Source organism: Marivivens sp. JLT3646 (assembly GCF_001908835.1).
In the GTDB taxonomy this organism is placed as follows: Bacteria; Pseudomonadota; Alphaproteobacteria; order Rhodobacterales; family Rhodobacteraceae; genus Marivivens; species Marivivens geojensis.
The window spans coordinates 181,519-207,603 of the sequence record NZ_CP018572.1 but is presented as its reverse complement, the minus strand read 5'-3'; the positions used below and the strand labels follow the sequence as shown (position 1 = coordinate 207,603).

The window sequence follows — 26,085 nt, the reverse complement described above, 5'->3', positions numbered from 1 at the left end:
TCGATCCCGCTATGATCGAATGGCAGGATGAAGGCGCTCTCCTTGCTTCGCGCGTGCATGGCGAGACCTCAATGATTATCGAGGTTTTTACGCCGTCCAGAGGGCGTCATGCAGGCGTAGTGCGTGGAGGTGCAAGCCGCAGAATGGCGGCAACGCTTCAGCCTGGCTCGCAGGTTTCAGTGACATGGAAAGCCCGCCTCGACGATCACCTCGGTAGTTTTACGATTGAACCACTGCGTAGTCGGTCAGCGCAAGTAATGTCAGACAGGCTCGCCCTCAGTGGACTTGGGGCAGTTTGCGCTTTGCTATGTCAATCCTTACCAGAGCGTGAGAAACATGAAGCGCTCTATGAGCGGACTGTCCAACTTCTTGATCTACTCGGTCAGAACGACGTTTGGCCTCTCGCTTACTTGCATTGGGAAATGTCGCTCCTCGATGAACTTGGCTATGGATTAGACCTTTCCGCCTGCGCTGTGAGAGGCGTGAACGAAGACCTTTCCTATATTTCACCAAAATCTGGCCGAGCGGTAAGTAAAGAGGGCGCAGGGGAATGGGCGAACCGTTTGTTGCCCTTGGTGCCCGTGATGAAGGGTGAAGGCGAAGCCACAGGAAGCGAGATTGCACGCGCCCTCGGAACAACCGGCTACTTCATCGAAAGTCGATTGTTCGGAACGCAAACGAGCCGCGAAGTTCCCGCAGCTCGTCAGAGATTAATCGACGCCATAGCGCGTCTTGATTAGCCCAGGATACGGCGTGCGATAACCTGCGCCTGAATTTCGGCAGCACCTTCAAAGATGTTCAGGATACGAGCATCACAGAGGATACGGCTGATCTTATATTCCAGAGCAAAGCCGTTGCCGCCATGGATCTGCAGACCGTTATCCGCACATGCCCATGCAATCCGCGCACCGAGCAACTTTGCCATACCCGCTTCGAGGTCACAGCGACGATCAGCATCTTTCTCGCGAGCCGAGAAGTATGTCAGCTGACGCGCGATCATGATTTCAACGGCCATCATAGCCAGCTTGCCAGACACGCGCGGGAAGTTAATCAGCGATTTGCCGAACTGTTTACGGTCAATCGCATACTGCATCGCCACATCAAGTGCGGACTGTGCAACACCGATCGCACGCGCTGCAGTTTGAATACGCGCCGATTCAAACGTCTGCATCAGTTGTTTGAAACCGTTGCCCTCTTCGCCACCTAGAAGGTTTTCACCCTTAACTTTGAAGTTATCAAAGCCAAGCTCGTATTCCTTCATCCCGCGATAGCCAAGAACTTCGATCTCACCGCCTGTCATGCCTTCGGTCGGGAACGGATGTTCGTCAGTTCCGGGTGTCTTTTCGGCGAGGAACATAGAAAGGCCTTTGTAGTCCGTCGTGTTCGGATCGGTGCGAGCCAAAAGGGTCATCACATGCGTACGTGCCGCGTGGGTAATCCATGTTTTGTTGCCAGTGATACGATAATCGCCGTTGTCGTCCTTCACAGCGCGAGTGCGAAGTGAACCAAGGTCGGAACCAGTGTTTGGTTCTGTGAATACCGCAGTCGGAAGAATCTCAGCAGAGGCAAGTTTCGGCAGCCAGTTCTCTTTCTGCTCCTGAGTGCCGCCCGCGAGGATCAGCTCTGCCGCAATCTCGGAACGAGTGCCGAGCGAACCGACGCCAATGTAACCACGAGACAGTTCTTCGGACACGACGCACATGGACGCTTTGGACAGGCCAAAACCACCGAACTCTTCAGGGATCGTCAGACCAAAGACACCCATTTCTGCGAGTTCTTCGATGATCTCCATCGGGATCAATTCGTCCTTGAGGTGCCATTCATGCGCAAACGGCTCAACTTTTTCCACCGCGTAACGACGGAACTGGTCGCGGATCATCTCTAGCTCTTCGTCCAGACCAGACGCGCCGAACATAGTCGAACCCGCTTGATCTTGCATGATCTCGACTAGGCGTGAACGAGCGGCTTGAGAGTTCCCTGCGCAGACCAGCGTAACGACTTCTGGCTGGGCCAGCGTATCCGCAACACCAAGGTCGGAGAGACGCAGAATTTCGCCCTGCGACATGGGAATGCCGCCTTTGATCTGAGCGAGGTATTCGCCAAATGCGATCTGCAGGATGATCTGTTCGACTTCACCGAATTTACTCTCGGCATTCAAACGATCTGCCCAACCGTGCATTTCTTTCAACGCTTCGACATATGTCGCCAACCACGCGAGGCCATGCGCAACCGACTGGTGTTCCTCAACCAAACCGCCCGACACGCGACCGTCGACGCTCACCTTGGATCGCACTGTGTCTTTGGCCGTCGAAAGCAGTTCTTCGAGGGGTGCGAGGGTCGCACCTGTCAGACCCAAAAGGTTCTCAAGAATGGGCGAGGTTGTCATAGCGATATCCTGTCCGTCGTGGGGCATGTCGTGCTCCTTATTGTGCTAGTGCAGAGATAAACCCTTCGCAACTGCAGCGCAACTTAATTTCGTTTAGACAAAAGTCAAAGAACATAAATGTCGCGAGGGATTTTTCGTGCGTAGCAAACAACTTAGCGATATGCACCAAGACTATGGATAGCATTTTTTCTCTGATTTCGCCCGAACTTCTGGTCTTTGCCTTTATCGTGACGCTCGTGGCGGGCATCGTTAAGGGGGCTATCGGATTCGCAATGCCTCTCATTATGATCTCGGGAATGGGCATTCTCATTGACCCGAAAATCGTGGTCGCAGGGATCATTCTGCCAATCGTGATGTCAAATATTTTGCAGATCGCAAAAGCGGGTTGGGCAGAGGCAAGAGACGCGCTGCGCGAATATGGGCTATACGTTCTGATCGTCTGCGTGATGATCCTGATCACCTCGCAATTCGTGGCCTATGTTTCGCCCGATGCGATGCTGTTGGGCCTTGGTATTGTTGTGACCGTACTCTGCATCATTCAAATTTCTGGCGTTAAGCTGCATATCAAGCCCGAACATCGCCGGAGCGCCTCTATCGTCGCTGGGTTCTTATCAGGTGCGCTTGGTGGTTTTGCGGGTACGTGGGGCCCAACGACAGTTCTTTATTTGGTTGCCGTCAACACGCCCAAAGCGCGTCAATTCGTGGTTCAAGGCGTTGTTTACGGGTCAGGCGCGTTCATGCTTCTAGCTGGGCACATCAAGTCTGGTATTCTCAACATCAACACTGTTCCATTTTCCGCGATCCTGCTCTTGCCCGCGTTCGCAGGTATGTGGATCGGGTTCCGTATCCATGATCGTATTGATCAGGCCCTATTCCGCAAAGCGACCCTTTGGGTGCTTCTTATCGCAGGTGTAAACCTGATCCGTCGCGGCTGGATGGGGTGATCAGGACAGAAGCCCCTCACCAGAACAGAGCGCGTCAATCGTTAGCCCTGCAGGCGGCGGCACGACATCGAATTCAACGATGAAATGCGTCTGGCCGCCCTGCTCGACAGAAAACGTCCATGCCCCGACTAACAACTCATACGGAAAATCAAAGCGGTACATACTCAGCGAATAGGTCTGGTCGTTAAAGTTCGGATACCACCGCTGTTCGGTCACGCCCTCAGCCCCCATCGGCGGGTGACGCACGACAATCTCAGCACCTGGGAGCGTGACCCCTTCGGCCAGACGAAGCTGGACGCCAAACCCGAGGTCAGGAATAGCTGGAACAGTCGTTGTATGGGCGATCACCTGCGGTTCGCCGCTGATGGTATCAATTACACCATTTTCGGTATTCGGCGCGGGTTCGCTGCCCGTAATCTCGTACGGGCAATGTAAGCCAATGTCCCCGACAACGATGGTAGGCTTTGACCGATACCCTTCGGCAAAAGCAACGGCAGGCAGACAGAACAAAGCAACAAGGGGAACATATTTCATCATTGCTGCATGGTGCCCTTTCGTCGGGCGAAGTCAATAAAAAGGGCCGGACAGTTTCCCGTCCGGCCCCTCAATTCTCTGCGACGTGACATTAGCCGATTGCAGCAGCTTTAACGTCCTCATCGATGTAAGGAACATACTGTGCAAAGTTCTCAGCGAACATTTCGACCAGTTTGTGAGCTTGCGCATCAAACGCAGCCTTGTCGCCCCAAGTCGCGCGCGGATCGAGAAGCTTCGCATCGACTCCCTCAACGGTGACAGGAACGTCAAACCCAAAGTTCGGATCTTTCCGGAAGGTTGCTTCATTCAGGGAACCGTCCAGTGCAGCGGTGAGCAGAGCACGGGTTGCTTTGATCGGCATACGGCTGCCTGTACCGAATGCACCGCCAGTCCAACCAGTGTTCACCAACCAGCAGGTCGCGCCATGGGATGCGATTTTTTCCTGCAAAAGTTTACCATAGACTTCTGGACGGCGCGGCATGAACGGAGCACCGAAGCAGGTCGAGAAGGTCGGGATCGGTTCGGTCACGCCAATCTCGGTCCCTGGGGTTTTCGAAGTGAAGCCCGACAGGAAGTGATACATCGCCTGCGCAGGTGTCAGACGCGCGATCGGAGGAAGAACACCGTAGGCGTCACAGGTCAGCATGATGATGTTTTTCGGGTGACCGCCCAGCGCAGTGTCAGATGCGTTGGAAATGTAGTGCAGCGGGTAAGCGCAGCGCATGTTGTCGGTGATCGAATTGTCTTGGAAGTCGAGAACCTTGGTCTCGTCGTCGTAGACCATATTTTCGATGACAGTGCCGAACATCGAACATGTCGCGTAGATTTCAGGCTCAGCTTCTGCCGACAGGTTGATCGTTTTTGCGTAGCAACCACCTTCGAAGTTGAAGGTGCCACGATCCGACCAGCCATGCTCATCGTCGCCGATCAGAACACGATCAGGGTCAGCGGACAGGGTGGTTTTCCCAGTGCCCGACAGACCAAAGAAGATCGCAGTATCCACTGGGTTGCCAATCGCGTGGTTGGCAGAGCAGTGCATCGGCATGATGCCTTTTTCAGGCAGCAGGTAGTTCAGAAGGGTAAAGACCGACTTCTTGTTCTCACCTGCGTATTCGGTTCCGCCGATCAAGATGATCTTCTTATCGAAGTTCAACGAAATGACAGTCTCGGTGCGGCAGCCGTGCTTCTCAGGGTTCGCTTTGAAGGTCGGGCAGTTGATGATGGTCCATTCAGGGGTGAAATTATCAAGCTCTTCACGCTCTGGACGGCGCAGCATGGTGCGGATGAACAGTGAATGCCATGCAAGCTCGGTCACCATACGAACGTCCAGACGATGCGCAGGATCGGCACCACCGAAAAGGTCCTGAACAAAGTAGTTCTTGCCCTTCATGTGCTCCAGCATATCGGCATAGAGAACGTCGAATTTGTCAGCTTCCATCGGAGCGTTGTTTTCCCACCAAATGGTGTCTTCCACAGACGCGGTGCGAACAACGAATTTGTCTTTGGGCGAGCGGCCGGTGTGTTTACCAGTCGACACGAGAAGCGCGCCGCCGTTGCCAAGTGTGCTTTCACCTGCCTTCAACGACTGCTCAATCAGCGCCGGCTCCATCAGGTTATAATAGACATAGCCCAGTCCAGTGATGCCCTGATGTTCAAGCTTCATGGTTGGGTTGACCCGTCCGTGGTCCATTGTCTCTCTCTCCTGATTGCGGGCGATGCGCCCTAGATAGAGGTCCACATAGCACTATGATTTTTCATCAGAAAAGGCGGCTTTGTCGCAGTTAGCGCAATCATTTTCGTGTTAGCGCAATCATTTAGCGCGACCATAGTCGAGTGTGACCCGAAAGTCCTCGAACGGGTTTTTTTGGCACAATCATGTTGCCGCAAACATAGCCAAATTCAGTTTCTGATTGATTCGCTAAGTCAAAAAAGAGACAACAGTCGGAAAAAAGAGCATTATAAAAAATCAGGCTGAAGAGGCGACACCCCATGCATCGTATTGCGTTGGTCGATGACGACCGGAATATTCTAACTTCTGTAGCAATGACTCTCGAAGCCGAAGGCTTTGAGGTCGAGACATATAATGACGGCCAGCAAGCGCTGGACGCTTTCAACAAAAAAATGCCCGACATGGCAGTGCTGGACATCAAAATGCCCCGCATGGACGGCATGGACCTTCTGCAGCGTCTCCGCCAGAAAACCACGATGCCAGTGATTTTCCTCACCTCTAAAGATGACGAAATCGACGAGGTATTAGGGCTTCGCATGGGCGCGGACGACTACGTCAAAAAGCCCTTTAGCCAACGTCTTTTGGTCGAACGCATCCGCACCCTTCTGCGCCGTCAGGATGCAATGAACGGCATCACGCCCGAAGAAGTCGACGAAAGCAACAAGGTGATGGAACGTGGCCCGCTGACCATGGACCCCCTGCGGCACGCCGTAAAATGGAAGGGTCGCGATGTATCGCTGACCGTTACCGAATTTCTGCTGTTGCAAGCACTGGCCCAACGCCCCGGCTTTGTTAAGTCGCGCGACCAGCTGATGGACGTAGCTTACGACGATCAAGTCTACGTCGACGACCGCACCATCGACAGCCACATCAAACGTCTCCGCAAGAAGATGCGTCAGGTAGACGATGAATTCGGTGCAATCGAGACCCTCTACGGCATCGGCTACCGTTACAACGAAGAATAAGGCATGAATTCGTCTCCCAAAATTGACGTTCGTGATCTCCGCTCGGTTCGAAAGGCCGCAGCGGACACGGACGTATATTTGGGGGATGAATATGTTTCGCCCGAAACAACACTCGACCGAGAGATTGTAGACAGGCGCCGCCGTCGGGGCGTGATTACCCTGAACCGATCACCGCTCGCGCGAAAGATCATCACGTTTAACCTGTTGGCCATCATGGTGCTGGTCAGCGGCGTGCTTTGGATGAACCCGTCCCGCGACAACCTCGCGTTCCAGAGGGCAAACGGGTTGGTCAACGAGGCCGAACTCATCGCTGATGTGTTCGAAGCACAGCTCCCCGATGCGGCACCCGTTAATCTACTGACAGGTGACGGTATCGACGCAACCGCGACCTTGCAGGGCTTGGACCTGCGCGGCGGTGTTAAGGTCTATATTTTTGATCCATCTGAAACCTTGATTGTGACGGCGACCGCTCCGATGGGCCCCGACGTGACGGGTCTCAACACTCAAAGCGGCGGCACCATTATCACCGACTTCCTCAACGGCGCGTGGGAGGGGCTCGCGAGCCTCATTTCACCCCGCTCCGCTGAACAAACGGTCGTCGATCCCGAAGTCGCGGCGAAAACTTCGGTCGCGGATGCGCTTGCCAATGGCACACGTGTGCACTCCGAATACGATAGCGCGGGCCGCACGGTGTTCCGCGTGAGCACGCCAATCCTTCAGGGCGAAACGCCTGTCGGTGTCGTCGTTCTGCAAGGTGCCGCTGGCGAACTCGACATATTGGTCCGCCGCGAACGTGAACAAGTTCTGCAGATGTTTGTGATTGGCATCTTGGTGTCCATCGGCCTGTCGCTCATCCTTGCATCCACAATCGCAAATCCTCTGTCAGACCTTGCAGCGGCGGCAGAGGCAGGGCGTGATCGCAACGCACGCAAAATGTCCCCCGGCAGGGTTCGCATTCCTGACCTGACCGCCCGCCCTGATGAAATTGGTCGTCTATCAGGTGCTCTGCGCGGCATGGTCGCGACCCTCTACGATCGGATTGAGGCCAACGAACAGTTTGCCGCCGACGTTGCGCATGAAATCAAGAACCCGCTCGCCTCGCTTCGTTCGGCCGTGGGCACGATGCGCGTTGCGAAACGTGACGATCAGCGGGAAAAACTGCTCGAAGTGATCGAACACGACGTGATCCGCCTTGATCGTCTCGTCAGCGATATTTCGAACGCATCGCGTCTGGATTCCGAACTCGTCAAAGAAGACGAAGAGGACTTTGATCTTCTCAAAATGCTTGGCAACCTCAATGAATTCTTGGGTGAACAGGCGCGTGACAAAGGGATCGAATACCTCACCGACCTCCCCAAAGAATCGATCAATATTACAGGCCTAGAAGGCCGTTTGGCGCAGGTGTTTGTGAACCTCATCACCAATGCTATTTCGTTCTGTGAAGATGGTGATGCGATCCGCGTATGGGCCCGCAAACGCGAAAACCGCGTTCTGGTGGTGGTTGAAGACACTGGTCCCGGCATCCCTGACGGCGCGCTGACAAAGATCTTTAAACGGTTTTATTCCGAACGCCCCGAAGGCCAGTTCGGCAACAACTCTGGTCTTGGCCTCGCGATTTCGAAACAGATCGTCGAAGCACATGGCGGCGTGATCTGGGCCGAAAACATCCGCCCAACCGATGCAGATATCACCTCTGACCCGCTCGGTGCGCGGTTCGTCGTTGGTCTTCCGGTTTAAGGAGTGTCTGACCCGCTTTGCCTCCACGCGTCTTGCGTCGCTTATGACGGCCGCGCGGTTCTCATCCTCGGGAAATCTGGCGCGGGAAAATCTAGCCTAGCCCTCCAACTCCTCGGCCTTGGCTGTGATTTGGTAGCTGATGATCAGACCCTGATTGATCCAGACCTCACGGCACGGTGCCCCGAGGCAATCGCCGGAAAAATCGAGGCCAGAGGTGTCGGAATTTTAGCTGCACCCCATGTCACAGCCACCATCGCGCTCGTCGTGGATTTGGATACGGAAGAGACAGAGCGCCTGCCCGCATGGCACAACCTACACCTTCACGACAGCAACTTACCACTTTTGCGCAAGTCGAACGCCATTCACTTCCCTTTTGCGATCCTGCAGTATCTCAAGCACGGGCGGACCGACTAAGCGGGGGATAGAATGACATCAAAGCAGAGCATTATCCTTGTCACTGGCCCATCTGGCGCGGGTCGCACGACAGCTGTTCGCGCACTCGAGGATATCGGCTTTGAAGTCATCGACAACATGCCCCTTTCGCTCATCGATCGCGTGATCGAAGGACAGCCGCTTGATCGCCCACTGGTTCTTGGCCTTGACGTACGGAACCGCGATTTCACCGTAAATGCGGTCATTGGGGTAATTGACCGTCTGGGTCATGATGAACGGTTCGACCTTCAGGTGGTCTATATGGATTGCTCGGACGACGTGCTGATCCGCCGCTTTTCCGAAACCCGTCGGCGCCACCCGCTCTCCGTCGAGACCGCGCCGACAGAAGGTATTATCAAAGAAAAGGAACTTCTGATTCCGATCCGAAGCCGCGCGGACATTCTGATCGACACGACGACAATGACCCCGCATGATTCTCGGGCGGAGGTGCAAAACTGGTTCCAGAAACCTGACGGCCATCCCCTTGCCATTACGGTGCAGAGCTTTTCGTACAAGCGCGGCCTGCCTCGCGGGCTCGATATCGTGCTCGATTGTCGGTTCTTGCGTAACCCACACTGGGAACCAGAGCTGCGCGCGCTAAACGGCCAAGATGCTGCCGTCGTGGAATATATTGCAAAAGATGAACGTTTCGACGCATTCTTTACGAGCGTCAAAGCCATGGCTGCACTTTTGTTGCCTGCCTTTGAGGAAGAAGGGAAAACGCACCTCTCTGTTGGCTTTGGATGCACCGGAGGGCAACACCGTTCGGTCGCAATGACAGAACTCCTTGCGAAAGCCCTTGCAGAAGACGGATGGCAGGTGTCAAAACGCCACCGAGAAATGGAACGCCACACGGACGTTGGGGCGGCAGATCGGGGTTAAAACGCGTGATCGGAATCGTGATCGTTGCTCATGGTGGCCTAGCAGGTGAATACCTCGCGGCGATGGAACACGTTGTGGGCCATCAAGCAGGTGTCGTTGCGATCGCAACCCGCCCCGAAGACGACCGTAGCGCCAAACAAGCCGAAATCTGCGACGCCGCCGATTCCGTTGATACCGGCGCAGGCGTTGTCATCGTCACCGATATCTTTGGCGGATCGCCCTCAAACCTTTCGCTGATGGCCTGCGGGCCAAGCAACCGCCGTATTCTCTACGGCATGAACCTTCCCATGCTGATCAAGCTCGCGAAAAGCCGTCAACGTGACGTGCCAGACGCCGTCGAGGCCGCTTTGACCGCCGGACGTAAATACATTGATTGCCATCAAGTACAGAGTGACTGACTTCTATGACTGTTTCCCGCCGGCTCCAGATTGTGAACATCAAAGGGCTTCATGCCCGCGCGTCCGCGAAGTTGGCCGAAGTGGTCGAGGATTTTGATGCCACTGCCACCGTCTCCAAGGATGGCATGAGCGCATCAGGCGATAGCATCATGGGTCTTTTGATGTTGGCAGCTTCCAAGGGAAGTTTTATTGAGGTCCAAACAGATGGGCCGGCAGAACTTGAACTTGCCGATGCGATTGAGGCGCTGGTGGCTGACATGTTCGGCGAAGGCAACTGACCTAAGTCAGCCCATCAATTCAAGGACGCAAACTTTGTCAGACGCAACGCCGAACCAAACAGCGGATGAATCCAACGTGCAGGATGGGCAAAAGTTCTATGACCGCCGCAGTCTAACCTATTCCAACACATTCGACAGCGGCCTTAAGCGTAACTTCATCCGCGCAGTCGAATGGCTGACGGGTAAAATCAAGATCATCCAGCGTGTGAAGAAGTTCGAACGTCTTGGCGCTCCAACGGGTCAAGCGTTCTGGCCTGCAACCATGCAAGCCATGGGGATCGAACTGCAAACGCCACAGGAACAGATCGACCGCATTCCCGCTGAGGGTCCCGTTGTATTTGTCGCGAACCACCCGCATGGTTTAGTCGACGGGATGATCCTTGCTGATCTGATCGGTCGTCGCCGCGATGACTATCGTATTTTGACGCGCTCTCTTCTGACAGGCATCGACGAGAGCGCAGCAAGCTACATGATCCCTGTGCCCTTCCCGCATGAAGAAGACGCGCAGCGCAAAATGATCGAGATGCGCAAAATCGCGATGGGACATCTAGCGAAAGGCGGGCTAATCGCGCTTTTCCCATCTGGTGTCGTCGCTGCAGCAAACAAACCGTTTGGTCCCGCAATTGAGGCGGAATGGAACGTCTTTACCGCAAAGATGATCCGCACATCGGGCGCTACGGTCGTGCCCTGCTACTTCCCAGGATCAAACTCTCGAGCTTACCAGATCGCGAACTGTATATCGCCCACGCTTCGTCAGAGCTTGCTCTTGCACGAAGTGGCACATGCGTTCGACAAACCACAAAAACCAATCATAGGAGAGCCCGTCTCTGCCGCGGAAGCTGCTGAGCGCAGCAAAGACCCCCGTGCATTTATGGCGTGGCTGCGTGAACGGACGCTGTCTCTAAAGTAATGAGACTAACTCAGACCGTCCTCGTCCAATAACGTTCGGCCCTGACGGTCCTCTACCTCGATGACCCAAAGATCGCTGTCGAAACTCCGCTGTTTCGCGATAGACATATCCACGTCTTGCTCAATACCGTCCGCCAGCACCATCCATGTGCGCTCACCGGTCATCATATCGAACGATCGTTGAAACGCTTTGGCATTACCATCCAGCGTATTAAGCTTAATCAGGACTGCGCCCGCAGTTTCATCACCACGGGCCACCACGAATGCAGGAATATCAGCCAGCCTGAGCCGCGTTAAATAGGCCGAAACCCAAACGCCGCTGGCCAGTCTCACGCGTTGCCGTCCTTAAAGTCGAGACCCATCTCGGTATAACGGTCTTTTTCTTCGAGCCAGTTCGGACGCACCTTTACCTGCAGGAACAGGTGAACCTTACGACCCAAGAACTCTTGCAGCTCTTCGCGAGACGCTTTGGACACGGCCTTAGCAGTCTCGCCGCCTTTGCCCAGAATGATGCCCTTGTGACCATCGCGTGACACATAGACCACCTGATCGATACGCGCTGTGCCGTCAGGACGTTCCTGCCAATGCTCAGTCTCCACGGTCAACTGATACGGCAGTTCCTGATGCAAACGCAGTGTCAGCTTTTCACGAGTGATCTCTGCCGCAATCATACGGAGCGGCAAATCCGCGATCTGATCTTCGGGATACAGCAACGGTCCAGCAGGCACTTGATCCGACAACCATGTCTTCAGCGCCGCACAGCCGTGGCCTCGCTCTGCCGAGATCATAAAAGTCTCTTCGAACGGAAATGCCTCGTTCATTTTCTGCGACAGCTCCAACAGATCTTCGGCTTTGACGCGGTCGATCTTGTTGATAGCAAGAGCCACTTTGGCTTTGCCAACCCGTTCGGCGAGCGCCTCAAGGATCGCTTTAACACCGTCTGTCAGTCCGCGATGCGCCTCGATCAAAAGCACGACAACATCGGCGTCAGATGCACCACCCCACGCTGCCGCAACCATCGCACGGTCCAGACGACGGCGCGGGCGAAACAGGCCGGGTGTGTCGACAAACACGATCTGTTTGCTGTCACCTTCCATCGCAACACCGCGGATGCGGGCGCGGGTGGTCTGAACCTTGTGCGTCACGATCGACACTTTCGCGCCAACCATCCAGTTCAGGAGCGTGGATTTTCCAGCGTTCGGTTCGCCAATAAGCGCGACAAAACCTGCGCGGGTCTGAGTTTCGGTCATGATGATACCTTTGCAAGCAGCGACTTCGCTGCGGCCTGTTCGGCCTGTCGTTTCGAGCCGGCGGTTGATCGCTCTGTTTCACCGCTTTCCAATTGGACTTCGATAGTGAAAATCGGCTGGTGATCGGGACCGTCTCGGCCCACCTCTACATATTTCGGCGGGGTCTGGCCACGTCCTTGTGCCCATTCCTGCAATGCAGTCTTTGCATCACGCGCGTCTTCTTCAACGGAGTTGATACGTTCACCCCAAAGCCGCAGGATAGTTGCCCGCGCTACATCGAAACCAGCATCCAGGTAAACCGCAGCTATCACGGCTTCCATCGCATCGCCCAAAAGCGCCTCTTTGCGGCGACCGCCAGACTTTTGTTCAGAGCGTCCGAGTTTCAGCACAGCCCCAATATCCAGTTCGCGTGCAACGTCGGCGCAGGTCTCTTTTCGGACTAGAGCGTTAAACCGAGGAGCGAGAACGCCTTCGGACGCGGACTTGTCCGCAAGGAACAGTGCCTCAGACATGACGAGTCCCAGAACGCGGTCACCGAGGAACTCCAAGCGCTGATTGTTATCGCGATGGGGTGACGACATAGACGGATGCGTCACCGCCCGAACCAATAGTTCAGGACGCGAAAACCGGTGTCCCAGTCGAGCGCTGAAGGACTCCAATTCACCAGACAACTTCATCGTACAGCTTTCAAAAAACGCCCAAGGCGCCAATTCCAGATCAGGGCGAGGCTCTGCCCCTCGAAGGAGTAGAGTATCCGAACAGCGCGCCCAACAACAGAGCCTTGGCTCACCATCCCAACACCACCCGCCAAAACAGCGATACGGCTATCAGCAGAGTTGTCACGATTGTCACCCAAAACGAAATACCGCCCCACAGGCACGCGGTAAATTTCTGTCGCGTCTTGGGGGCCAGCGGGCAGAATGTCCAGTACCTCGTATGAACGCCCTTCCGAGTTTGTCTCAATCAACCGCTCCTTGCGGCAGGTTGCACCTTGCCCGACCGCGCCATTGGCGCAGCGCGGCAGGAGCCGGAGCGGTCCTTGGGGGACCATAGCCTCTAGGAACGGGTCAGTGGCTGATTGCGCCCATGCAATGCCATTCACCACAACCCGTCCATCCACGATCTGCACCTCATCCCCCGGCAGGCCAATCACGCGTTTGAGGTAGATTTCGGTTGATCCATCAGGGCGGAAAGCGATCACATCCCCCCGATCAGGATGACGCGACAGGCGGTTCACCGCAACGACGTCCCCTACGTAGAGCGTCGGCTTCATCGATCCCGCGACGATCGTGTATGGGCTCCACGCGATACGAGAAAACGCGACTGCCGCGAGGCCAAAGGCAAGCACGTATGCCGCCATCCGCAAAGGTGTCATTTCGTAGAGGCGACGCTGCCCTTGCCCTTTCAGAAGAACAATCAGCATTACGACTGTGCTCACATAGGGCACAAACAACAGGACAATCACCCAGAACGGCCAACGCATTTCGTTTAATCGTCGGACCGTATGGCCAAGAACAGGAACGACCAGCATCGCCAAGGCGACCCATGTGGTCACTTCGACGAGGCGTGCGCCTGCGCCAAAGACGTCGAGCAATAGCAATGGCGCGGCCACCAATGCCCACACTGCATAGACTACAAACAGACGCGGGCGCGAAGTGCGCCCGGTCCAATCATAACCGTCTAGGTAAATGCGTACTGGATTATAGGATTGCCGCATCGGTCCTATTCGATTGCTTTAAAGAACCGATCGCTGCGCCATGTCCAAAACGCCAATATCGACCGCCCAGCAGACGAGAAGATGACCCGATCCGCGCGGCCGACGATATCTTCGCGACGCACAAAGCCTACGCCAGACCCACGCACAGGGTCCCATGCAACGCGGCTGTCGATAGAGTTGTCGCGGTTATCACCCATGAAGAAATAGTGATCCTCAGGTACGACATAGATTTCGGTATTGTCCGTATCGACGGCCGCCGAAACACGGTTTCCATCACGAACGTTCAGGATGTGGTGCGAAACGCCGTTCGGGAGTGTCTCGATATACATATCCTTGATACAGTCGTTACCTTGCACGTCCATACACTGCGGGCGAAGCTGCTGCGGCCCCTGCGGACCCGCGACTTCGATGAACTGACCCGCAGGCTCTAGACCGACAGGTTCACCGTTGATTTGGAGGTGACCGTTGATCACTTGGATGCGATCTCCGGGCATACCGATCAGGCGCTTGATGTAGTCTTCGCCCTTGCCGCGATGACGGAATACGACAACGTCACCACGTACAGGTTCGCTCCCGAACAGACGATTATCCGCCCCCATAAAAGCGCCACAGAAATCATCAGGGCCGAGGTCGATGCCAAGGCTCGGCACCTTAACAGCAGGGCATGACGCGTAGGAGTAACCATAGGCCATCTTGTTCACGAACAAGAAATCACCAATCAACAGCGTGTCTTTCATTGAACCCGACGGGATCCAAAACGGCTGGAACAGAATGGTACGGAATGCGCCTGCGATCAAAAGGGCATAAACAACGGTTTTGACCGTTTCTTTGATGCCCGCCCAGAGGCTGCTTTCTTCGGACATAGTCTGCTCCTGCAAGTTTGTTGAGGTTACATGCTGCCGTGCGTGGAAGGTGTCAACCCGCTGATCGGACGAGCTTCGATCACGACAAAGGCCTGTGCCCAAGGATGATCGTCAGTGAGAGTGACGTGAATGACGGCTTCGTGACCCTCTGGCGTCATCGCCTGAAGTCGCTCTGCCGCCCAGCCCGTCACACGCATAATCGGTTGTCCAGTTCCAAGGTTCGACACGGACATATCTCGCCACGAAATCCCCATCCGAAGCCCTGTGCCCAGCGCCTTTGAACAGGCCTCTTTGGCAGCCCAACGTTTCGCATAGGTTCCAACGGTGTCGGCACGACGCTCGGCCTTGTCCTGCTCTTCGGGCGTAAAAACTCTGTTCCGAAAACGGTCACCAAACCGTTCAAGGGTGTTTGCGATACGCTCTATGTTCGCAAGATCAGTGCCGATACCGAGGATCAAGCGCGCGCCTCATCCATTAGGCGGCGCATCTCTCCAATCGCATCTGCCAACCCAAGAAAAATCGCCTCACCAATCAGGAAGTGACCAATGTTCAGTTCCATGATCTGCGAAAGGGCGGCAACTGGCTGCACCGTTTCATAGGTCAAACCATGGCCAGCGTGCACTTCGAGTCCCAGGCCGTCGGCAAATTCCGCCATATCCGTCAGGCGTTTCAGTTCGTCGTCGCGCTCTGCGAATTTACCCTCGGCGTGATAGTCACAATACGCGCCTGTGTGCAGCTCAATGACTTCTGCACCAATCCGATGGGCCGCCTCAATCTGACGTTTGTCTGCCGCGATAAAGATCGACACGCGCGATCCCGCCTCGCGCAGCGGCGCAATGAAATGAGCGAGGCGGTTTTCCTCGCGCGCCACTTCAAGACCACCTTCGGTCGTGCGCTCTTCACGTTTCTCAGGGACGATGCAAACCGCATGCGGCTTATGACGCAGGGCGATGCGCTGCATTTCTTCGGTGGCGGCCATTTCGAAGTTCAGGGGCTTTGTCAGCGCAGCCATTAACCCTTCAATGTCAGCATCCGAAATATGACGCCGATCCTCACGCAGGTGGGCAGTGATCCCATCTGCACCAGCCGCTTCAGCCAAACGCGCGGCACGCACCGGATCAGGATATGCGCTCCCTCGAGCATTTCGCACTGTTGCGACGTGATCGATGTTTACGCCAAGGCGCAGTTTACCTTTGCTCATCGGGATCTCCTGACTCGAACCGTTTGGCCGAACCCTAACGCCAATTCCGACCGCCGTCAGTGCGATTTTTAGCTTATTTTGTTCAATTGCTTGAGACGGGATTTCAGACGCTTACGACGGCTGTTCTGATAGACCTTAATGACCGGCAATGTGACGTAATACATGACGACCGCAGCGGTGAGGCCAGGAATGATGGACCCAACCGCGAACGGCAGAAACACATCCTCAAAAAAGATCGAAAGCGCATGCCAGTCGGCTTTAGCGTCGGTGAAGATCGCCAGAAAGTTGTGCCAAAGGTCGCTCCACGCTCCGCTAAATTTCCCCATGAGCGACACATGAACCGTGCGATCTGGACGAGTTCCAAGCAGGAAATGACCCATCGTCAACGACGAAACAGCAATCGGAACATAGGTCAGAGGGTTACCAAAAAACGTCCCAAGAAGGGCGGCAGGCACGTTGCCACGCAACGTCCGCGCAAAGAGCCACGCCATGATGAAGTGCATACCGAAGAATGGCGTGAAACTGGTGAATACGCCTGCGCTGATACCGCGGGCGATTTTCTCAGGGGTGTCGGGCAGACGGCGCAAGCGGTGCTTTACATACTCAAACGCGCGGACCCAGCCACCTTTCGGCCAAATCAAATGCCACAGCGACTGCCACAGTGGTTTTCTATCGCGCCGCTTGAACACTATTTCCGATCCTCTGACGGCTTGCGGTTTCGGGACGGATCCCGAAGCCGTGCAATCGAAGATACGTTACTCTCTGCCTCAAGCGCGGTCATGACACGGTGCAAATGTTCGATGTCGCGTAGGTCGACATCAACGAACAAACGGTAGAAGTCGGGCTTGCGATCAATGAAATTGAGGTCCGAAATGTTGGCGGCTTGTTCGCCAATAATCGTGCAAATCCGGCCTAGAACACCTGCGTCATTGCTAATCGTGAGATCAAGAGTGACGGTATGCTTCGGCTCATGGCGCCCGTCCTGCCAATGCAGATCGACCCAGCGTTCGGTCGTGTCCTCAAAATCAACAAGCGACGGACAGTCGATCGTATGGATCACGACGCCCTGACCGCGATAAGCGATCCCGACAATTCGTTCACCCGGAACGGGCTGGCAGCATTGCGCGCGGGTATAGGATTGGTCGCCTGTTAGACCGACGACCGCTTTAGCGCGTTCAATCTCATCACCCTTGCGTTCGGCCAAATCGGGATAAATCGCCCGAACAACCTCGCGTGAGGTAACTTCCGCACTGCCCAAGCGGGCCAGCAATTCATCAACGCTCTCAAGCGCGAGTGTTTTTGCAGCCGTGCGGAGCGCTTTTTCGGTCGCTTTTTTGCCAACATTTTCAAAGGCAACGCGGGCCAATTCTTGGCCGAGTTTGATATACCGCTCACGGTCTTCTTCGCGGAGTGCCCGACGAATGGCCGTCTTCGCGCGGCCCGTAACCGCAATATCGATCCATGTTGCTTCAGGCTTTTGACCCTCGGCAGTGATGATCTCGACCGACTGACCGTTTTTGAGACGTGTCCACAACGGCACGCGCAGACCGTCCACTTTGGCCCCGACGCAGGCAGCACCAATCCGCGTGTGGATCGCATATGCAAAGTCGATGGGCGTCCCGCCACGTGGCAGTTTGTAAACGTCACCCTTGGGCGTGAAACAGAACACTTGATCCTGATACATCTCGAGCTTCACAGCTTCGAGGAATTCATCATGATCGGTGTCATCGTCCAGACGTTCGGACAGCTGGGAAATCCAGCGCACGGGATCAACGGCAAAGCGATTTTCGACACGTTCACCGTTTTTATAGGACCAATGCGCCGCAACGCCCGTCTCAGCAACTTCGTGCATTTCGCGGGTGCGGATTTGAACCTCAACCCGCTTACCATCACGACCCGAAACAGTTGTGTGGATCGAACGATAGCCGTTCGATTTTGGTTGGCTGATGTAGTCCTTAAACCGTCCAGGAACCGCGCGCCAACGCTGGTGGATTGCGCCAAGGACACGGTAACAGTCAGACTCGCGTTCGGTCAGGATACGGAAACCCCAGATGTCGGACAGACGGCTAAAGCCCTGATCCTTCTCCTGCATTTTCCGCCAGATCGAATAGGGGCGCTTAGCGCGGCCATAAACCTCGGCCTTAATATCCGCTTTGTCCAATTCGATCCGCATGTCGGTGGTGATCTTTGCGATCACATCGCCGGACTCTTTTTCCAGCATGACATAGCGACGAAGGATCGACTGGCGCGCATCAGGATTCAACACCTTGAACGCCAAATCTTCGAGTTCCTCTCGCATCCACTGCATACCCATACGGCCAGCGAGTGGTGCGAAAATTTCCATCGTCTCGCGGGCCTTTTGGGCCTGCTTTTCCGGACGCATGGATTTGATCGTCCGCATATTGTGCAGACGGTCGGCAAGTTTGACCAAGATAACACGCATATCGCGCGACATCGCCATGAAGAGCTTGCGGAAGTTTTCAGCTTGCTTCGTCTGGGTCGATGTCAGCTGAATATTGGTTAGCTTCGTAACACCGTCGACGAGTTCAGCGATTTCACGGGTAAAAAGGCGTTCGACTTCAGAAAAGCTGGCTTTGGTGTCTTCGATCGTATCGTGCAGAAGTGCTGTAACAATCGTCGCATCGTCCATCTGCTGATGGGCGAGGATGCCTGCGACAGCCACCGGATGGGTGAAATACGGTTCCCCAGAATGACGAAACTGCCCCTCGTGCATTTCGGCGCCAAAGGCAAATGCATCACGGAGCAGTTTTTCATTAGTTCTAGGGTTGTAAGCGCGGACCAGCGCGATCAGTTCCTCGACTGTCGAAATCTGGTCCTGCCCCATGGTTGACTAGAGCCGCGATTAACGCTGGCCCTGCGCCTCCATCAATTGACGAAGAAGTTTCTCTTCGGACATGTCGTCGTCAGACGGTTTGTCAGCTTCGGCACCCATGAGAAGCGCCATTGCGTCATCTTCAGGTTCGTCAACTTCGATCTGGGTCTGGTGCGATTCGATCATGCGCTCGCGCAGATCGTCAGCCAGCTGGGTTTCGTCAGCGATTTCGCGAAGCGAAACAACGGGGTTCTTGTCGTTGTCACGATCAACAGTGATCGGGGAACCAGCCGCAATTTCACGTGCACGGTGTGCAGCAAGCATCACCAGCTCAAAGCGGTTCGGAACTTTATCAACGCAATCTTCTACCGTTACGCGGGCCATAAGCGCACTCCACTCTCTATCGTGTGGTCCTAGGAAGCCCTCCGTTTAGTCGGTCGCCCCCCAAAACACAAGTCGATTCCGAAACCTATGAAGTCACGAGATCGGGACAACTTGATCGATTTCATCCCGAGGCAATTGTTCAAGCATTTCAAGGACGGTTTTCGCGAGGATCGGGTGTTTCCAGTCGGGCGCTACATCGGCCATCGGCACCAAGACAAAGGCGCGATCCTGAAGACGTGGATGTGGCAGCAATAGCTGATCTGGTGTTTCAGCCATCTGACGGTCGAGAGATAGATTGATCCACTGGTTCAGTGTCGCCTCGTCAGGGCACACCACGTCATCGGCCGCCAGCAGATCGAGGTCGAGCGTCCGCTGGCCCCAACGCACCGTCCGCACACGGCCAAAGTCAGCCTCAATCCGATGAAGTGCCTCAAGGATACCTGGGATATCGAGCTCGGTTTCAACCCGAATCACCGCATTCGCAAAATCGGGGCCTGCTCCCGCTGGAAAACATGGCGTGCGGTAATTTTTACTTCTAAAGTATATTTTGCCGACACTTTTGGATATTTCGTCCATCGACTCACTGAGTAGCTGCTCTGGCGACGAAGAAAGTGACGTTACGTTAGAACCAAGGGCGATGAGTACGTTTCGACGCATAAGTGATCGTATCCTGACTTGCGATAGACAGCCAAACATCTACGTTTGTGTAAGTTTCGTCACAATACATTTCACTCACGGACTTTAGACGGAACGAATTCGGAAGGATTTATTATGTTTTATCGTGACGAGCGATTGGCGCTCTTCATCGATGGATCAAACCTATACGCGGCTGCAAAATCGCTCGGGTTTGACATCGACTACAAGCTACTGCGGAGCGAATTCATGCGCCGCGGCAAGCTGCTTCGTGCGTTTTACTACACTGCCCTGCTTGAGAACGACGAGTATTCACCGATCCGCCCGCTGGTTGATTGGCTGAACTACAATGGCTTCACCATGGTGACGAAGCCCGCCAAAGAATACACCGACAGCATGGGACGCCGTAAGGTTAAAGGGAACATGGACATCGAACTCACTGTCGATGCCATGGAGCTAGCACCTCACGTCGATCACATCGTCCTCTTCTCGGGCGATGGCGACTTCCGTCCGTTGGTTGAGGCCATCCAACGCAAGGGCGTACGCGTCTCCGTCGTATCGACGATTCGCAGCCAACCACCGATGATCTCGGACGAACTGCGCCGTCAGGCCGATAACTTCATCGAACTCGATGAGTTGAGAGACGTGATTGGCCGCCCCCCGCGTGAACCGCGCGATGACCAGCCTGCATCGGCAGACGTTGAATAAAATTGGGCGGGGATTTCCCCGCCCTTTCTTTTTGACCATTCATCTTTGCGGCGCCGCTGGACAGGAACCCACCGTGCGACTACCTCTCAGCCCATGACCAAATCGCCTTTGACACTGTATCTCGCTGCACCCCGCGGATTTTGCGCCGGTGTAGATCGCGCCATTAAGATCGTCGAAATGGCGATCGAAAAATGGGGGGCGCCCGTCTATGTACGCCACGAGATTGTCCATAATAAATTCGTCGTCGACAGCCTGCGCGATCAAGGTGCGGTCTTTGTCGAAGAACTAGACGATTGCCCAACAGATCGACCCGTCATTTTTTCGGCCCACGGTGTCCCCAAATCCGTGCCCGCCGACGCCGAACGTCGCAATATGGTCTATGTCGATGCCACATGCCCTCTGGTGTCTAAGGTTCACATTGAAGCTGCCCGCCACGCCGATGATGGCCTGCAGATGATTATGATTGGCCATGCGGGGCACCCCGAAACCATCGGCACCATGGGACAATTGCCAGAGGGCGAAGTTCTCTTGGTCGAAACTGTAGATGATGTCGCAACGGTTGAGGTTCGGGATCCAGCCAAACTGGCATACGTAACGCAGACCACGCTGTCCGTTGACGACACCAAAGATATCGTCGCCGCGCTGCATACCCGTTTTCCAGCGATTGTCGGCCCGCACAAAGAAGACATTTGCTACGCGACTACGAACCGCCAAGAAGCGGTCAAGGCCATCGCTCCGAAATGCGATGCCCTCCTTGTTGTTGGGGCACCAAATTCATCGAACTCGAAACGACTGGTCGAAGTGGCAGCAAAGAACGGATGTTCTTATGCCCAACTCGTCCAACGTGCATCTGACATAGATTGGCGTGCGCTCGATGGCATTCGCACCATTGGCATCACCGCTGGCGCCTCCGCACCCGAAGTATTGATCAACGAAGTCGTCGATGCCTTTAGCGACCACTACGACGTTACCGTCGAACAGGTTGTCACCGCCGAGGAAAACATCGAGTTCAAGGTTCCACGCATCCTTAGAGTCCCCGCATGAACCGCATCCCATACGCGCCCCTCGCTCTCGGCCTCGCGGGCCTGATCCCCTTTATCTTTGGCGCACTTACGTCGCTCGGTTGGTTGCCTTCCGTATGGGGCATGGGCGGACCGATGTTCACTCTGGCCTACGGCTCGGTCATTCTGTCGTTCATGTCTGGTGTGCTTTGGGGTTTTGCAACAAAGACCGCGGGCGCACGCGCTGCAGCAGGTTATGCCCTCTCGGTCCTCCCTGCACTTTGGGCATTCTTCATGCGCGGCGACACGCTGTTTTCTGCCGCAACCTATCAAATAACTGGCTTTCTTGGGCTTCTACTGCTTGATTTCCAGTTCTCGAAATGGGACCTGACGCCAACATGGTGGATGCGCCTTCGCGTAATCCTCTCCACCATCGTCATTGTCTGCCTTGCGAGCCTCCTACTCTAATGCCTGATCTCTTTGCCTACACAGACGGAGCCTGCTCCGGTAATCCCGGCCCTGGCGGATGGGGCGCTCTCCTTCAGGCGAAGTCAGATGGCGCGGTCATCAAAGAGCGTGAACTCTTCGGTGGTGAAGCCGACACAACCAACAATCGGATGGAACTGTTGGCCGCTATTAACGCACTCGAAGCCCTTGAGCGTCCGTCATCCCTAACTGTCGTAACAGATAGCGCCTACGTCAAAGGTGGCATCACGGAATGGATGTGGGGTTGGAAGAAAAAAGGGTGGAGAACATCCACTAACAAACCCGTTAAAAACGAAGATCTCTGGAAACGCTTGGACGAAGCCGCCCGTCGTCACAAAGTCACGTGGGAATGGGTCAAAGGCCACGCAGGGCACCCAGAAAATGAACGCGCCGACGAACTCGCTCGCCGCGGCATGGCCCCATTCAAATCCTAAACGCTGCCTTTGTGCTGGAAATATCCCGGGGGTGAATGGCCGTAGGCCAGAGGGGGCAGCGCCCCATCTTACCGTTTTTTCACCCCGATATGCCGCCCAACTGTTTGACTCTACCTGCTGATCAGGGTGATGTGAGGCATAGCGCAACGCTGGACGAGCCATGCAGATCTACCTGCCAATTGCCGAAATTTCGGTGAACATTTATCTTCTCTTGGGGATCGGAGGCCTTGTTGGGGTCCTCTCGGGTATGTTCGGTGTTGGGGGCGGCTTTCTTATTACCCCGCTCTTGTTCTTTGTGGGCATCCCACCGGCTGTTGCTGTGGCGACCTCTGCCAACCAAATCGTAGCCTCTTCCGTGTCCGCCCTTATGGCGCATATCAAACGCAAAGGCGTTGATTGGTGGATGGGCACGGTGCTCTTGATCGGCGGCCTCATCGGGTCCGCAATTGGCGTCCAGGTCTTCAACCTGTTGAAAGAACTCGGTCAGGTCGATCTGCTCGTGAACCTTTGCTACGTCGTTTTCCTTGGCGTCGTTGGCGGTTTGATGATGGTTGAGAGCCTACGCGCGCTCCGCCGTAGCAAGAACGCACAACCCGCAAAACGCAAACGCCATAACTGGGTTCACAACCTTCCATTCAAAGTCAAATTTCGCGTGTCTGGCCTGTATATCTCGGTCATTCCGCCGCTATTGGTGGGCATGTCAGTTGGCGTTTTGGCCGCGATCATGGGCGTTGGCGGTGGCTTCATCATGGTGCCTGCCATGATTTATGTGCTTGGAATGCCAACCAAAGTGGTGATCGGCACTTCGCTCTTCCAGATCATCTTCGTCGCAGCCTTCACGACAATGATGCACGCGATTACCAACCAAACAGTCGATATCGTTCTCGCGCTGCTGCTCTTGATCGGCGGCGTGATTGGCGCTCAATTCGGCACGCGTATCGGAATGAAATTGAAAGCCGAACAGCTTCGTATTCTGTTGGCAGGGCTGGTGTTGCTGGTCTGTCTGAAGCTCGCATTCGACCTGCTCATTGAACCGTCCGAACTGTTCTCAATCGGTGACGCCCTATGATCCGGCTCGTCGCTTTCCTCTTCATGCTTTTGCCATCGCTCGCCTTGGCTCAAGAAAAGCTAGTGTTGGGCCTGAGCCAAGACGAGGTTTCGATCACCGCGACGTTTACAGGGTCCGAGCTGTTGATCTTTGGTGCGATCAGCCGCGAAACGCCGCCTCCGCAGAATTCTGACTTAGGTGTCATTATCGCCGTTGCTGGTCCGAACGTACCCGTCACGATCCGACGCAAGGAACGGGTTGCGGGCATTTGGGTTAACACTGAGTCAGCAAACATCGACATCGCACCGTCCTTCTATGCCGTCGCGACTTCTGGTCCTCTGAGCGAAGTTCTTCGACCGCTCGAAGACCTTCATCACGCAATTACGTGGGACCGCGTGGTGCGCTCCGCTGGGCAAGATGCCTTTTCCACGACCGAATTTTCCGAAGCCTTCGCCCGCATCAAAGAAAGCAGCGACTTGTTCCAGATGCTCGAAGGTGCTGTCGCGCTTGAAGATGATACACTGTTCCATACGGCCATTACGTTGCCCTCGAACTTGACCGAAGGCCCCTATCGCACTCGAATTTTCCTGACGCGCGGCGGGCAAGTGATCGATACGCTGGATACCAATATCCCAGTGTTCAAGGTGGGGATGGAGCGTTGGCTGTATAACCTGAGCCGCGAACAATCAGCGCTTTATGGTCTGCTCGCACTGCTAATCGCGATTATCGCTGGTTGGACCGCATCCGCCGCGTTCAATGCGATGCGCCGTTAATCTTCGTCGCTCTGCACGGTAAGTTTCAGTTCGGCGGCCGGCATATGAAGGTCATCCACGCCCAACGGCCCTGATGGACGCGCGAGGCGATTTCTGACGACCCAGCGCAATTCCCGTTCCGCCCGCGTGATCGCAACATAGGCCAATCGTTTCCAAAGCGGCTGACCCGACTCTGACCGCCCCATTTTGGCGGCAACCTCGATGTCTGGCGCAAAGACTTGAACCGTATCCCACTGGCTACCTTGCGCCTTGTGGATGGTGACCGCAGCGCCGTGTAAAAATGCAGCGCCCATGCGAGCCGCATAAGGGATAAATGGCTCTTCTTCGCCTTCCTTTTCGATCTTCACAATGCTGGCGGCTGACAACTGAGGTTCTTCTGCGCCCATCACCCAGAGCTTTGAGAACCCAGGTTTTGAGCCTGGTCCTCGATAAATCACCTGCGCGCCTTTAATCAGGCCTCGCGCTTCAAGGTCGAGCCGTTTCTTGCGGTGCTTCATCGGCAATTCGATGCCATCGCATATCAGCGGCTCACCGGGGATCAAGGCATCTTCGGGCGCGCCATAGGCTCCGCGAAACGCATGTATCAATCGGATGCGCGTCGCATTCCGCCAGACAAGAACAGGAGACCGCGCCATCAAATCGGACTCCACACGCTGGGCTAAAACGACCCTCGGGTCTTTTGCCGCCGCTTCTGCGACGAGCCGTTCGAACTTGTAGAAATCGACCGACGGGTCGGCGAGTGCGTGAGCCAGATCAAGGATCGGGTTGCCCGCCTCTTGGCGGTGGATTCGGTTCAGGATCAGCCGATCCTTTTCCGGCAGTTTTTCGAACACCATCCCGCCCGTGCCTTGGACAGGTGGCAACTGCGCTGGATCGCCAAACAGCACGAGCGTCGGAAAAATCTCCTTGAGATCATCGAGCGCCTTTTGATCCAACATTGAGCTTTCATCGATGAACCCGATATCAAGCGGGTCCTCACGACGTTTCCAACCCGTGATAAAGTCAGAGCCACGCAGCCCAGCGGCAGCAAGTGCTGCAGGGACCGAGGTATTTATTTGATACGACGCCCAAGCGCGATCTAGCGCGACATCCGTAAGTCCCTCAATCTCGGGCCGTGTGCCTTCGCCAGCAAGCCATTCTGCAATCCGTTCATATTCTGGGTCATAGACGGGCGTGTAAAGGATGCGGTGGATCGTCGTTGCGGGCACTCCCCGATTTCGAAGAACCGCCGCAGCTTTGTTCGTTGGTGCGAGGACCGCTAGGGTTCGACGGTCTTTCTTCCGTTTACCTTCCCAGTCACCAGAAACGATTGAGACGCCCGCCTCTTTCAGAGCCTTGGTTAACTCTGCCAAAAGCAAGGTCTTTCCCGACCCCGCCTTCCCGATAACAGCCATAACGGCGCTACTGTCGCCCATCGGTGGGGTCAGCAAGGCGTCCGTCAGATTCACGCCGTTTGCAGCAAGCAAATCAGCGATACTATCCCAAGCCTGAGCCTGGTCGTCGGAAAATTGGAGTGCCGGAGTTGTCATGGCGGGACCCTATCCTTAACCCAAGAAGGGG

30 protein-coding genes are annotated in these 26,085 nt (G+C 55.2%); 15 read left to right on the top strand and 15 right to left on the bottom strand.

Features of this window, described 5'->3' with window-relative positions:
• Window positions 1–11 precede the first annotated feature (11 nt).
• Window positions 12–740, top strand: coding sequence for a DNA repair protein RecO (gene recO, locus BSK21_RS01050; RefSeq protein ID WP_067548131.1), 729 nt, complete (start codon window positions 12–14; stop codon window positions 738–740).
• On the opposite strand, the gene BSK21_RS01045 is transcribed toward recO, so the two are convergent.
• Window positions 737–2,413: an acyl-CoA dehydrogenase family protein gene (locus BSK21_RS01045; protein WP_067548128.1), complete on the bottom strand. Its 1,677-nt coding sequence runs from the start codon at window positions 2,411–2,413 to the stop codon at window positions 737–739. The genes recO and BSK21_RS01045 overlap by 4 nt on opposite strands.
• 146 nt (window positions 2,414–2,559) lie before the next feature.
• Between BSK21_RS01045 and BSK21_RS01040 the strand changes: the two genes are divergently transcribed.
• Complete coding sequence (locus tag BSK21_RS01040; RefSeq protein ID WP_067548126.1) at window positions 2,560–3,330, top strand: sulfite exporter TauE/SafE family protein; 771 nt, start codon at window positions 2,560–2,562, stop codon at window positions 3,328–3,330.
• On the opposite strand, the gene BSK21_RS01035 is transcribed toward BSK21_RS01040, so the two are convergent.
• Together BSK21_RS01035 and BSK21_RS01030 are read right to left on the bottom strand one after the other, a co-directional pair.
• Window positions 3,331–3,867, bottom strand: a complete 537-nt coding sequence (locus tag BSK21_RS01035) for a DUF3859 domain-containing protein (protein ID WP_067548123.1) — start codon at window positions 3,865–3,867, stop codon at window positions 3,331–3,333.
• An 88-nt stretch (window positions 3,868–3,955) separates the two neighbouring features.
• A complete protein-coding gene (locus tag BSK21_RS01030; protein ID WP_067548120.1) occupies window positions 3,956–5,554 on the bottom strand; it encodes a phosphoenolpyruvate carboxykinase in 1,599 nt (532 codons plus the stop codon).
• A gap of 299 nt (window positions 5,555–5,853) precedes the next feature.
• Here BSK21_RS01030 and BSK21_RS01025 point away from each other — a divergent pair, with 299 nt between their 5' ends.
• The 7 genes from BSK21_RS01025 to BSK21_RS00995 all read left to right on the top strand — a co-directional run bounded on the left by BSK21_RS01025 (window position 5,854) and on the right by BSK21_RS00995 (window position 11,195).
• Window positions 5,854–6,558, top strand: coding sequence for a response regulator transcription factor (locus BSK21_RS01025; RefSeq protein WP_067548118.1), 705 nt, complete (start codon window positions 5,854–5,856; stop codon window positions 6,556–6,558).
• A gap of 3 nt (window positions 6,559–6,561) precedes the next feature.
• The gene (locus BSK21_RS01020; protein ID WP_067548115.1) at window positions 6,562–8,295 is read left to right on the top strand and encodes a sensor histidine kinase; all 1,734 of its coding nucleotides are present in this window, start codon (window positions 6,562–6,564) and stop codon (window positions 8,293–8,295) included.
• 3 nt (window positions 8,296–8,298) lie between these two features.
• A complete protein-coding gene (locus BSK21_RS01015) occupies window positions 8,299–8,709 on the top strand; it encodes an HPr kinase/phosphorylase (RefSeq protein WP_067548112.1) in 411 nt (136 codons plus the stop codon).
• 12 nt (window positions 8,710–8,721) lie between these two features.
• Entirely contained in the window at window positions 8,722–9,609 is an 888-nt protein-coding gene (gene rapZ, locus BSK21_RS01010; RefSeq protein ID WP_067548109.1) for an RNase adapter RapZ, read from the top strand.
• 5 nt (window positions 9,610–9,614) lie between these two features.
• Window positions 9,615–10,007 carry a PTS sugar transporter subunit IIA gene (locus BSK21_RS01005; RefSeq protein WP_067548106.1) on the top strand — a complete coding sequence of 131 codons (393 nt, stop codon included), beginning with the start codon at window positions 9,615–9,617 and terminating at the stop codon, window positions 10,005–10,007.
• Window positions 10,008–10,012: 5 nt separating this feature from the next.
• Window positions 10,013–10,285: an HPr family phosphocarrier protein gene (locus BSK21_RS01000; protein WP_067548103.1), complete on the top strand. Its 273-nt coding sequence runs from the start codon at window positions 10,013–10,015 to the stop codon at window positions 10,283–10,285.
• Between the two features lie 76 nt (window positions 10,286–10,361).
• On the top strand, window positions 10,362–11,195 hold the full coding sequence (locus BSK21_RS00995) for a lysophospholipid acyltransferase family protein (protein WP_231924757.1): 834 nt from the start codon (window positions 10,362–10,364) through the stop codon (window positions 11,193–11,195).
• A 5-nt stretch (window positions 11,196–11,200) separates the two neighbouring features.
• Here the strand turns inward: BSK21_RS00995 and BSK21_RS00990 are convergent, their stop codons facing one another.
• The 11 genes from BSK21_RS00990 to folK form a co-directional block, all read right to left on the bottom strand.
• Window positions 11,201–11,527, bottom strand: a complete 327-nt coding sequence (locus BSK21_RS00990; protein ID WP_067548097.1) for a DUF1491 family protein — start codon at window positions 11,525–11,527, stop codon at window positions 11,201–11,203.
• Window positions 11,524–12,444, bottom strand: a complete 921-nt coding sequence (gene era / locus BSK21_RS00985; RefSeq protein WP_067548094.1) for a GTPase Era — start codon at window positions 12,442–12,444, stop codon at window positions 11,524–11,526. Before era ends, BSK21_RS00990 begins: the two co-directional genes overlap by 4 nt.
• Window positions 12,441–13,121 carry a ribonuclease III gene (gene rnc / locus BSK21_RS00980; protein WP_067548091.1) on the bottom strand — a complete coding sequence of 227 codons (681 nt, stop codon included), beginning with the start codon at window positions 13,119–13,121 and terminating at the stop codon, window positions 12,441–12,443. Before rnc ends, era begins: the two co-directional genes overlap by 4 nt.
• Entirely contained in the window at window positions 13,118–14,161 is a 1,044-nt protein-coding gene (lepB, locus tag BSK21_RS00975) for a signal peptidase I (RefSeq protein WP_074038935.1), read from the bottom strand. The genes rnc and lepB (BSK21_RS00975) overlap by 4 nt, the downstream gene beginning before the upstream one ends.
• 5 nt (window positions 14,162–14,166) lie before the next feature.
• Window positions 14,167–15,024 (bottom strand): signal peptidase I, encoded by an 858-nt coding sequence (gene lepB, locus BSK21_RS00970; RefSeq protein WP_074038934.1) that lies wholly within the window; start codon window positions 15,022–15,024, stop codon window positions 14,167–14,169.
• 26 nt (window positions 15,025–15,050) lie between these two features.
• The gene (acpS, locus tag BSK21_RS00965) at window positions 15,051–15,482 is read right to left on the bottom strand and encodes a holo-ACP synthase (protein ID WP_067548089.1); all 432 of its coding nucleotides are present in this window, start codon (window positions 15,480–15,482) and stop codon (window positions 15,051–15,053) included.
• Window positions 15,479–16,225 (bottom strand): pyridoxine 5'-phosphate synthase, encoded by a 747-nt coding sequence (locus tag BSK21_RS00960; protein ID WP_067548086.1) that lies wholly within the window; start codon window positions 16,223–16,225, stop codon window positions 15,479–15,481. The genes acpS and BSK21_RS00960 overlap by 4 nt, the downstream gene beginning before the upstream one ends.
• 68 nt (window positions 16,226–16,293) lie before the next feature.
• On the bottom strand, window positions 16,294–16,914 hold the full coding sequence (locus BSK21_RS00955) for a DUF2062 domain-containing protein (RefSeq protein WP_318254751.1): 621 nt from the start codon (window positions 16,912–16,914) through the stop codon (window positions 16,294–16,296).
• Window positions 16,914–19,055: a bifunctional (p)ppGpp synthetase/guanosine-3',5'-bis(diphosphate) 3'-pyrophosphohydrolase gene (locus BSK21_RS00950; protein ID WP_156529540.1), complete on the bottom strand. Its 2,142-nt coding sequence runs from the start codon at window positions 19,053–19,055 to the stop codon at window positions 16,914–16,916. Before BSK21_RS00950 ends, BSK21_RS00955 begins: the two co-directional genes overlap by 1 nt.
• 33 nt (window positions 19,056–19,088) lie before the next feature.
• The gene (gene rpoZ, locus BSK21_RS00945) at window positions 19,089–19,442 is read right to left on the bottom strand and encodes a DNA-directed RNA polymerase subunit omega (protein WP_067548079.1); all 354 of its coding nucleotides are present in this window, start codon (window positions 19,440–19,442) and stop codon (window positions 19,089–19,091) included.
• A 93-nt stretch (window positions 19,443–19,535) separates the two neighbouring features.
• Window positions 19,536–20,099 carry a 2-amino-4-hydroxy-6-hydroxymethyldihydropteridine diphosphokinase gene (gene folK, locus BSK21_RS00940; RefSeq protein WP_156529539.1) on the bottom strand — a complete coding sequence of 188 codons (564 nt, stop codon included), beginning with the start codon at window positions 20,097–20,099 and terminating at the stop codon, window positions 19,536–19,538.
• Window positions 20,100–20,213: 114 nt separating this feature from the next.
• On the opposite strand from folK, the gene BSK21_RS00935 reads away from it, so the two are divergent.
• From BSK21_RS00935 to BSK21_RS00910, 6 genes are all read left to right on the top strand, one after another.
• Window positions 20,214–20,783, top strand: a complete 570-nt coding sequence (locus BSK21_RS00935) for an NYN domain-containing protein (RefSeq protein WP_067548076.1) — start codon at window positions 20,214–20,216, stop codon at window positions 20,781–20,783.
• Between the two features lie 93 nt (window positions 20,784–20,876).
• Window positions 20,877–21,827 carry a 4-hydroxy-3-methylbut-2-enyl diphosphate reductase gene (gene ispH / locus BSK21_RS00930; RefSeq protein ID WP_067548073.1) on the top strand — a complete coding sequence of 317 codons (951 nt, stop codon included), beginning with the start codon at window positions 20,877–20,879 and terminating at the stop codon, window positions 21,825–21,827.
• Window positions 21,824–22,252: a DUF3429 domain-containing protein gene (locus tag BSK21_RS00925; RefSeq protein WP_067548071.1), complete on the top strand. Its 429-nt coding sequence runs from the start codon at window positions 21,824–21,826 to the stop codon at window positions 22,250–22,252. The genes ispH and BSK21_RS00925 overlap by 4 nt, the downstream gene beginning before the upstream one ends.
• Window positions 22,252–22,704, top strand: coding sequence for a ribonuclease HI (gene rnhA, locus BSK21_RS00920; RefSeq protein WP_067548069.1), 453 nt, complete (start codon window positions 22,252–22,254; stop codon window positions 22,702–22,704). The genes BSK21_RS00925 and rnhA overlap by 1 nt, the downstream gene beginning before the upstream one ends.
• A gap of 160 nt (window positions 22,705–22,864) precedes the next feature.
• On the top strand, window positions 22,865–23,773 hold the full coding sequence (locus BSK21_RS00915) for a sulfite exporter TauE/SafE family protein (protein WP_067548066.1): 909 nt from the start codon (window positions 22,865–22,867) through the stop codon (window positions 23,771–23,773).
• Window positions 23,770–24,525 carry a TIGR02186 family protein gene (locus BSK21_RS00910; protein WP_067548063.1) on the top strand — a complete coding sequence of 252 codons (756 nt, stop codon included), beginning with the start codon at window positions 23,770–23,772 and terminating at the stop codon, window positions 24,523–24,525. The genes BSK21_RS00915 and BSK21_RS00910 overlap by 4 nt, the downstream gene beginning before the upstream one ends.
• Here BSK21_RS00910 and BSK21_RS00905 read toward each other — a convergent pair.
• Window positions 24,522–26,054, bottom strand: a complete 1,533-nt coding sequence (locus BSK21_RS00905; protein WP_067548060.1) for an ATP-dependent RecD-like DNA helicase — start codon at window positions 26,052–26,054, stop codon at window positions 24,522–24,524. The two genes, BSK21_RS00910 and BSK21_RS00905, sit on opposite strands and share 4 nt — an antisense overlap.
• Window positions 26,055–26,085 lie beyond the last annotated feature (31 nt).

Coding starts and splice junctions, on each gene's coding strand:
- folK (WP_156529539.1), bottom strand. CDS start 20,099: ATGCGTCGAAACGTACTCATCGCCCTTGGTTCTAACGTAACGTCACTT.
- rnc (WP_067548091.1), bottom strand. CDS start 13,121: ATGAAGTTGTCTGGTGAATTGGAGTCCTTCAGCGCTCGACTGGGACAC.
- recO (WP_067548131.1), top strand. CDS start 12: ATGATCGAATGGCAGGATGAAGGCGCTCTCCTTGCTTCGCGCGTGCAT.
- BSK21_RS01025 (WP_067548118.1), top strand. CDS start 5,854: ATGCATCGTATTGCGTTGGTCGATGACGACCGGAATATTCTAACTTCT.
- BSK21_RS00935 (WP_067548076.1), top strand. CDS start 20,214: ATGTTTTATCGTGACGAGCGATTGGCGCTCTTCATCGATGGATCAAAC.
- BSK21_RS01035 (WP_067548123.1), bottom strand. CDS start 3,867: ATGATGAAATATGTTCCCCTTGTTGCTTTGTTCTGTCTGCCTGCCGTT.
- BSK21_RS00960 (WP_067548086.1), bottom strand. CDS start 16,225: ATGAGCAAAGGTAAACTGCGCCTTGGCGTAAACATCGATCACGTCGCA.
- lepB (WP_074038934.1), bottom strand. CDS start 15,024: ATGTCCGAAGAAAGCAGCCTCTGGGCGGGCATCAAAGAAACGGTCAAA.
- ispH (WP_067548073.1), top strand. CDS start 20,877: ATGACCAAATCGCCTTTGACACTGTATCTCGCTGCACCCCGCGGATTT.
- BSK21_RS01000 (WP_067548103.1), top strand. CDS start 10,013: ATGACTGTTTCCCGCCGGCTCCAGATTGTGAACATCAAAGGGCTTCAT.
- rnhA (WP_067548069.1), top strand. CDS start 22,252: ATGCCTGATCTCTTTGCCTACACAGACGGAGCCTGCTCCGGTAATCCC.
- BSK21_RS01020 (WP_067548115.1), top strand. CDS start 6,562: ATGAATTCGTCTCCCAAAATTGACGTTCGTGATCTCCGCTCGGTTCGA.
- BSK21_RS00915 (WP_067548066.1), top strand. CDS start 22,865: ATGCAGATCTACCTGCCAATTGCCGAAATTTCGGTGAACATTTATCTT.
- BSK21_RS00925 (WP_067548071.1), top strand. CDS start 21,824: ATGAACCGCATCCCATACGCGCCCCTCGCTCTCGGCCTCGCGGGCCTG.
- BSK21_RS00905 (WP_067548060.1), bottom strand. CDS start 26,054: ATGACAACTCCGGCACTCCAATTTTCCGACGACCAGGCTCAGGCTTGG.
- rapZ (WP_067548109.1), top strand. CDS start 8,722: ATGACATCAAAGCAGAGCATTATCCTTGTCACTGGCCCATCTGGCGCG.
- BSK21_RS01045 (WP_067548128.1), bottom strand. CDS start 2,413: ATGCCCCACGACGGACAGGATATCGCTATGACAACCTCGCCCATTCTT.
- lepB (WP_074038935.1), bottom strand. CDS start 14,161: ATGCGGCAATCCTATAATCCAGTACGCATTTACCTAGACGGTTATGAT.
- rpoZ (WP_067548079.1), bottom strand. CDS start 19,442: ATGGCCCGCGTAACGGTAGAAGATTGCGTTGATAAAGTTCCGAACCGC.
- era (WP_067548094.1), bottom strand. CDS start 12,444: ATGACCGAAACTCAGACCCGCGCAGGTTTTGTCGCGCTTATTGGCGAA.
- BSK21_RS01030 (WP_067548120.1), bottom strand. CDS start 5,554: ATGGACCACGGACGGGTCAACCCAACCATGAAGCTTGAACATCAGGGC.
- BSK21_RS00910 (WP_067548063.1), top strand. CDS start 23,770: ATGATCCGGCTCGTCGCTTTCCTCTTCATGCTTTTGCCATCGCTCGCC.
- BSK21_RS01040 (WP_067548126.1), top strand. CDS start 2,560: ATGGATAGCATTTTTTCTCTGATTTCGCCCGAACTTCTGGTCTTTGCC.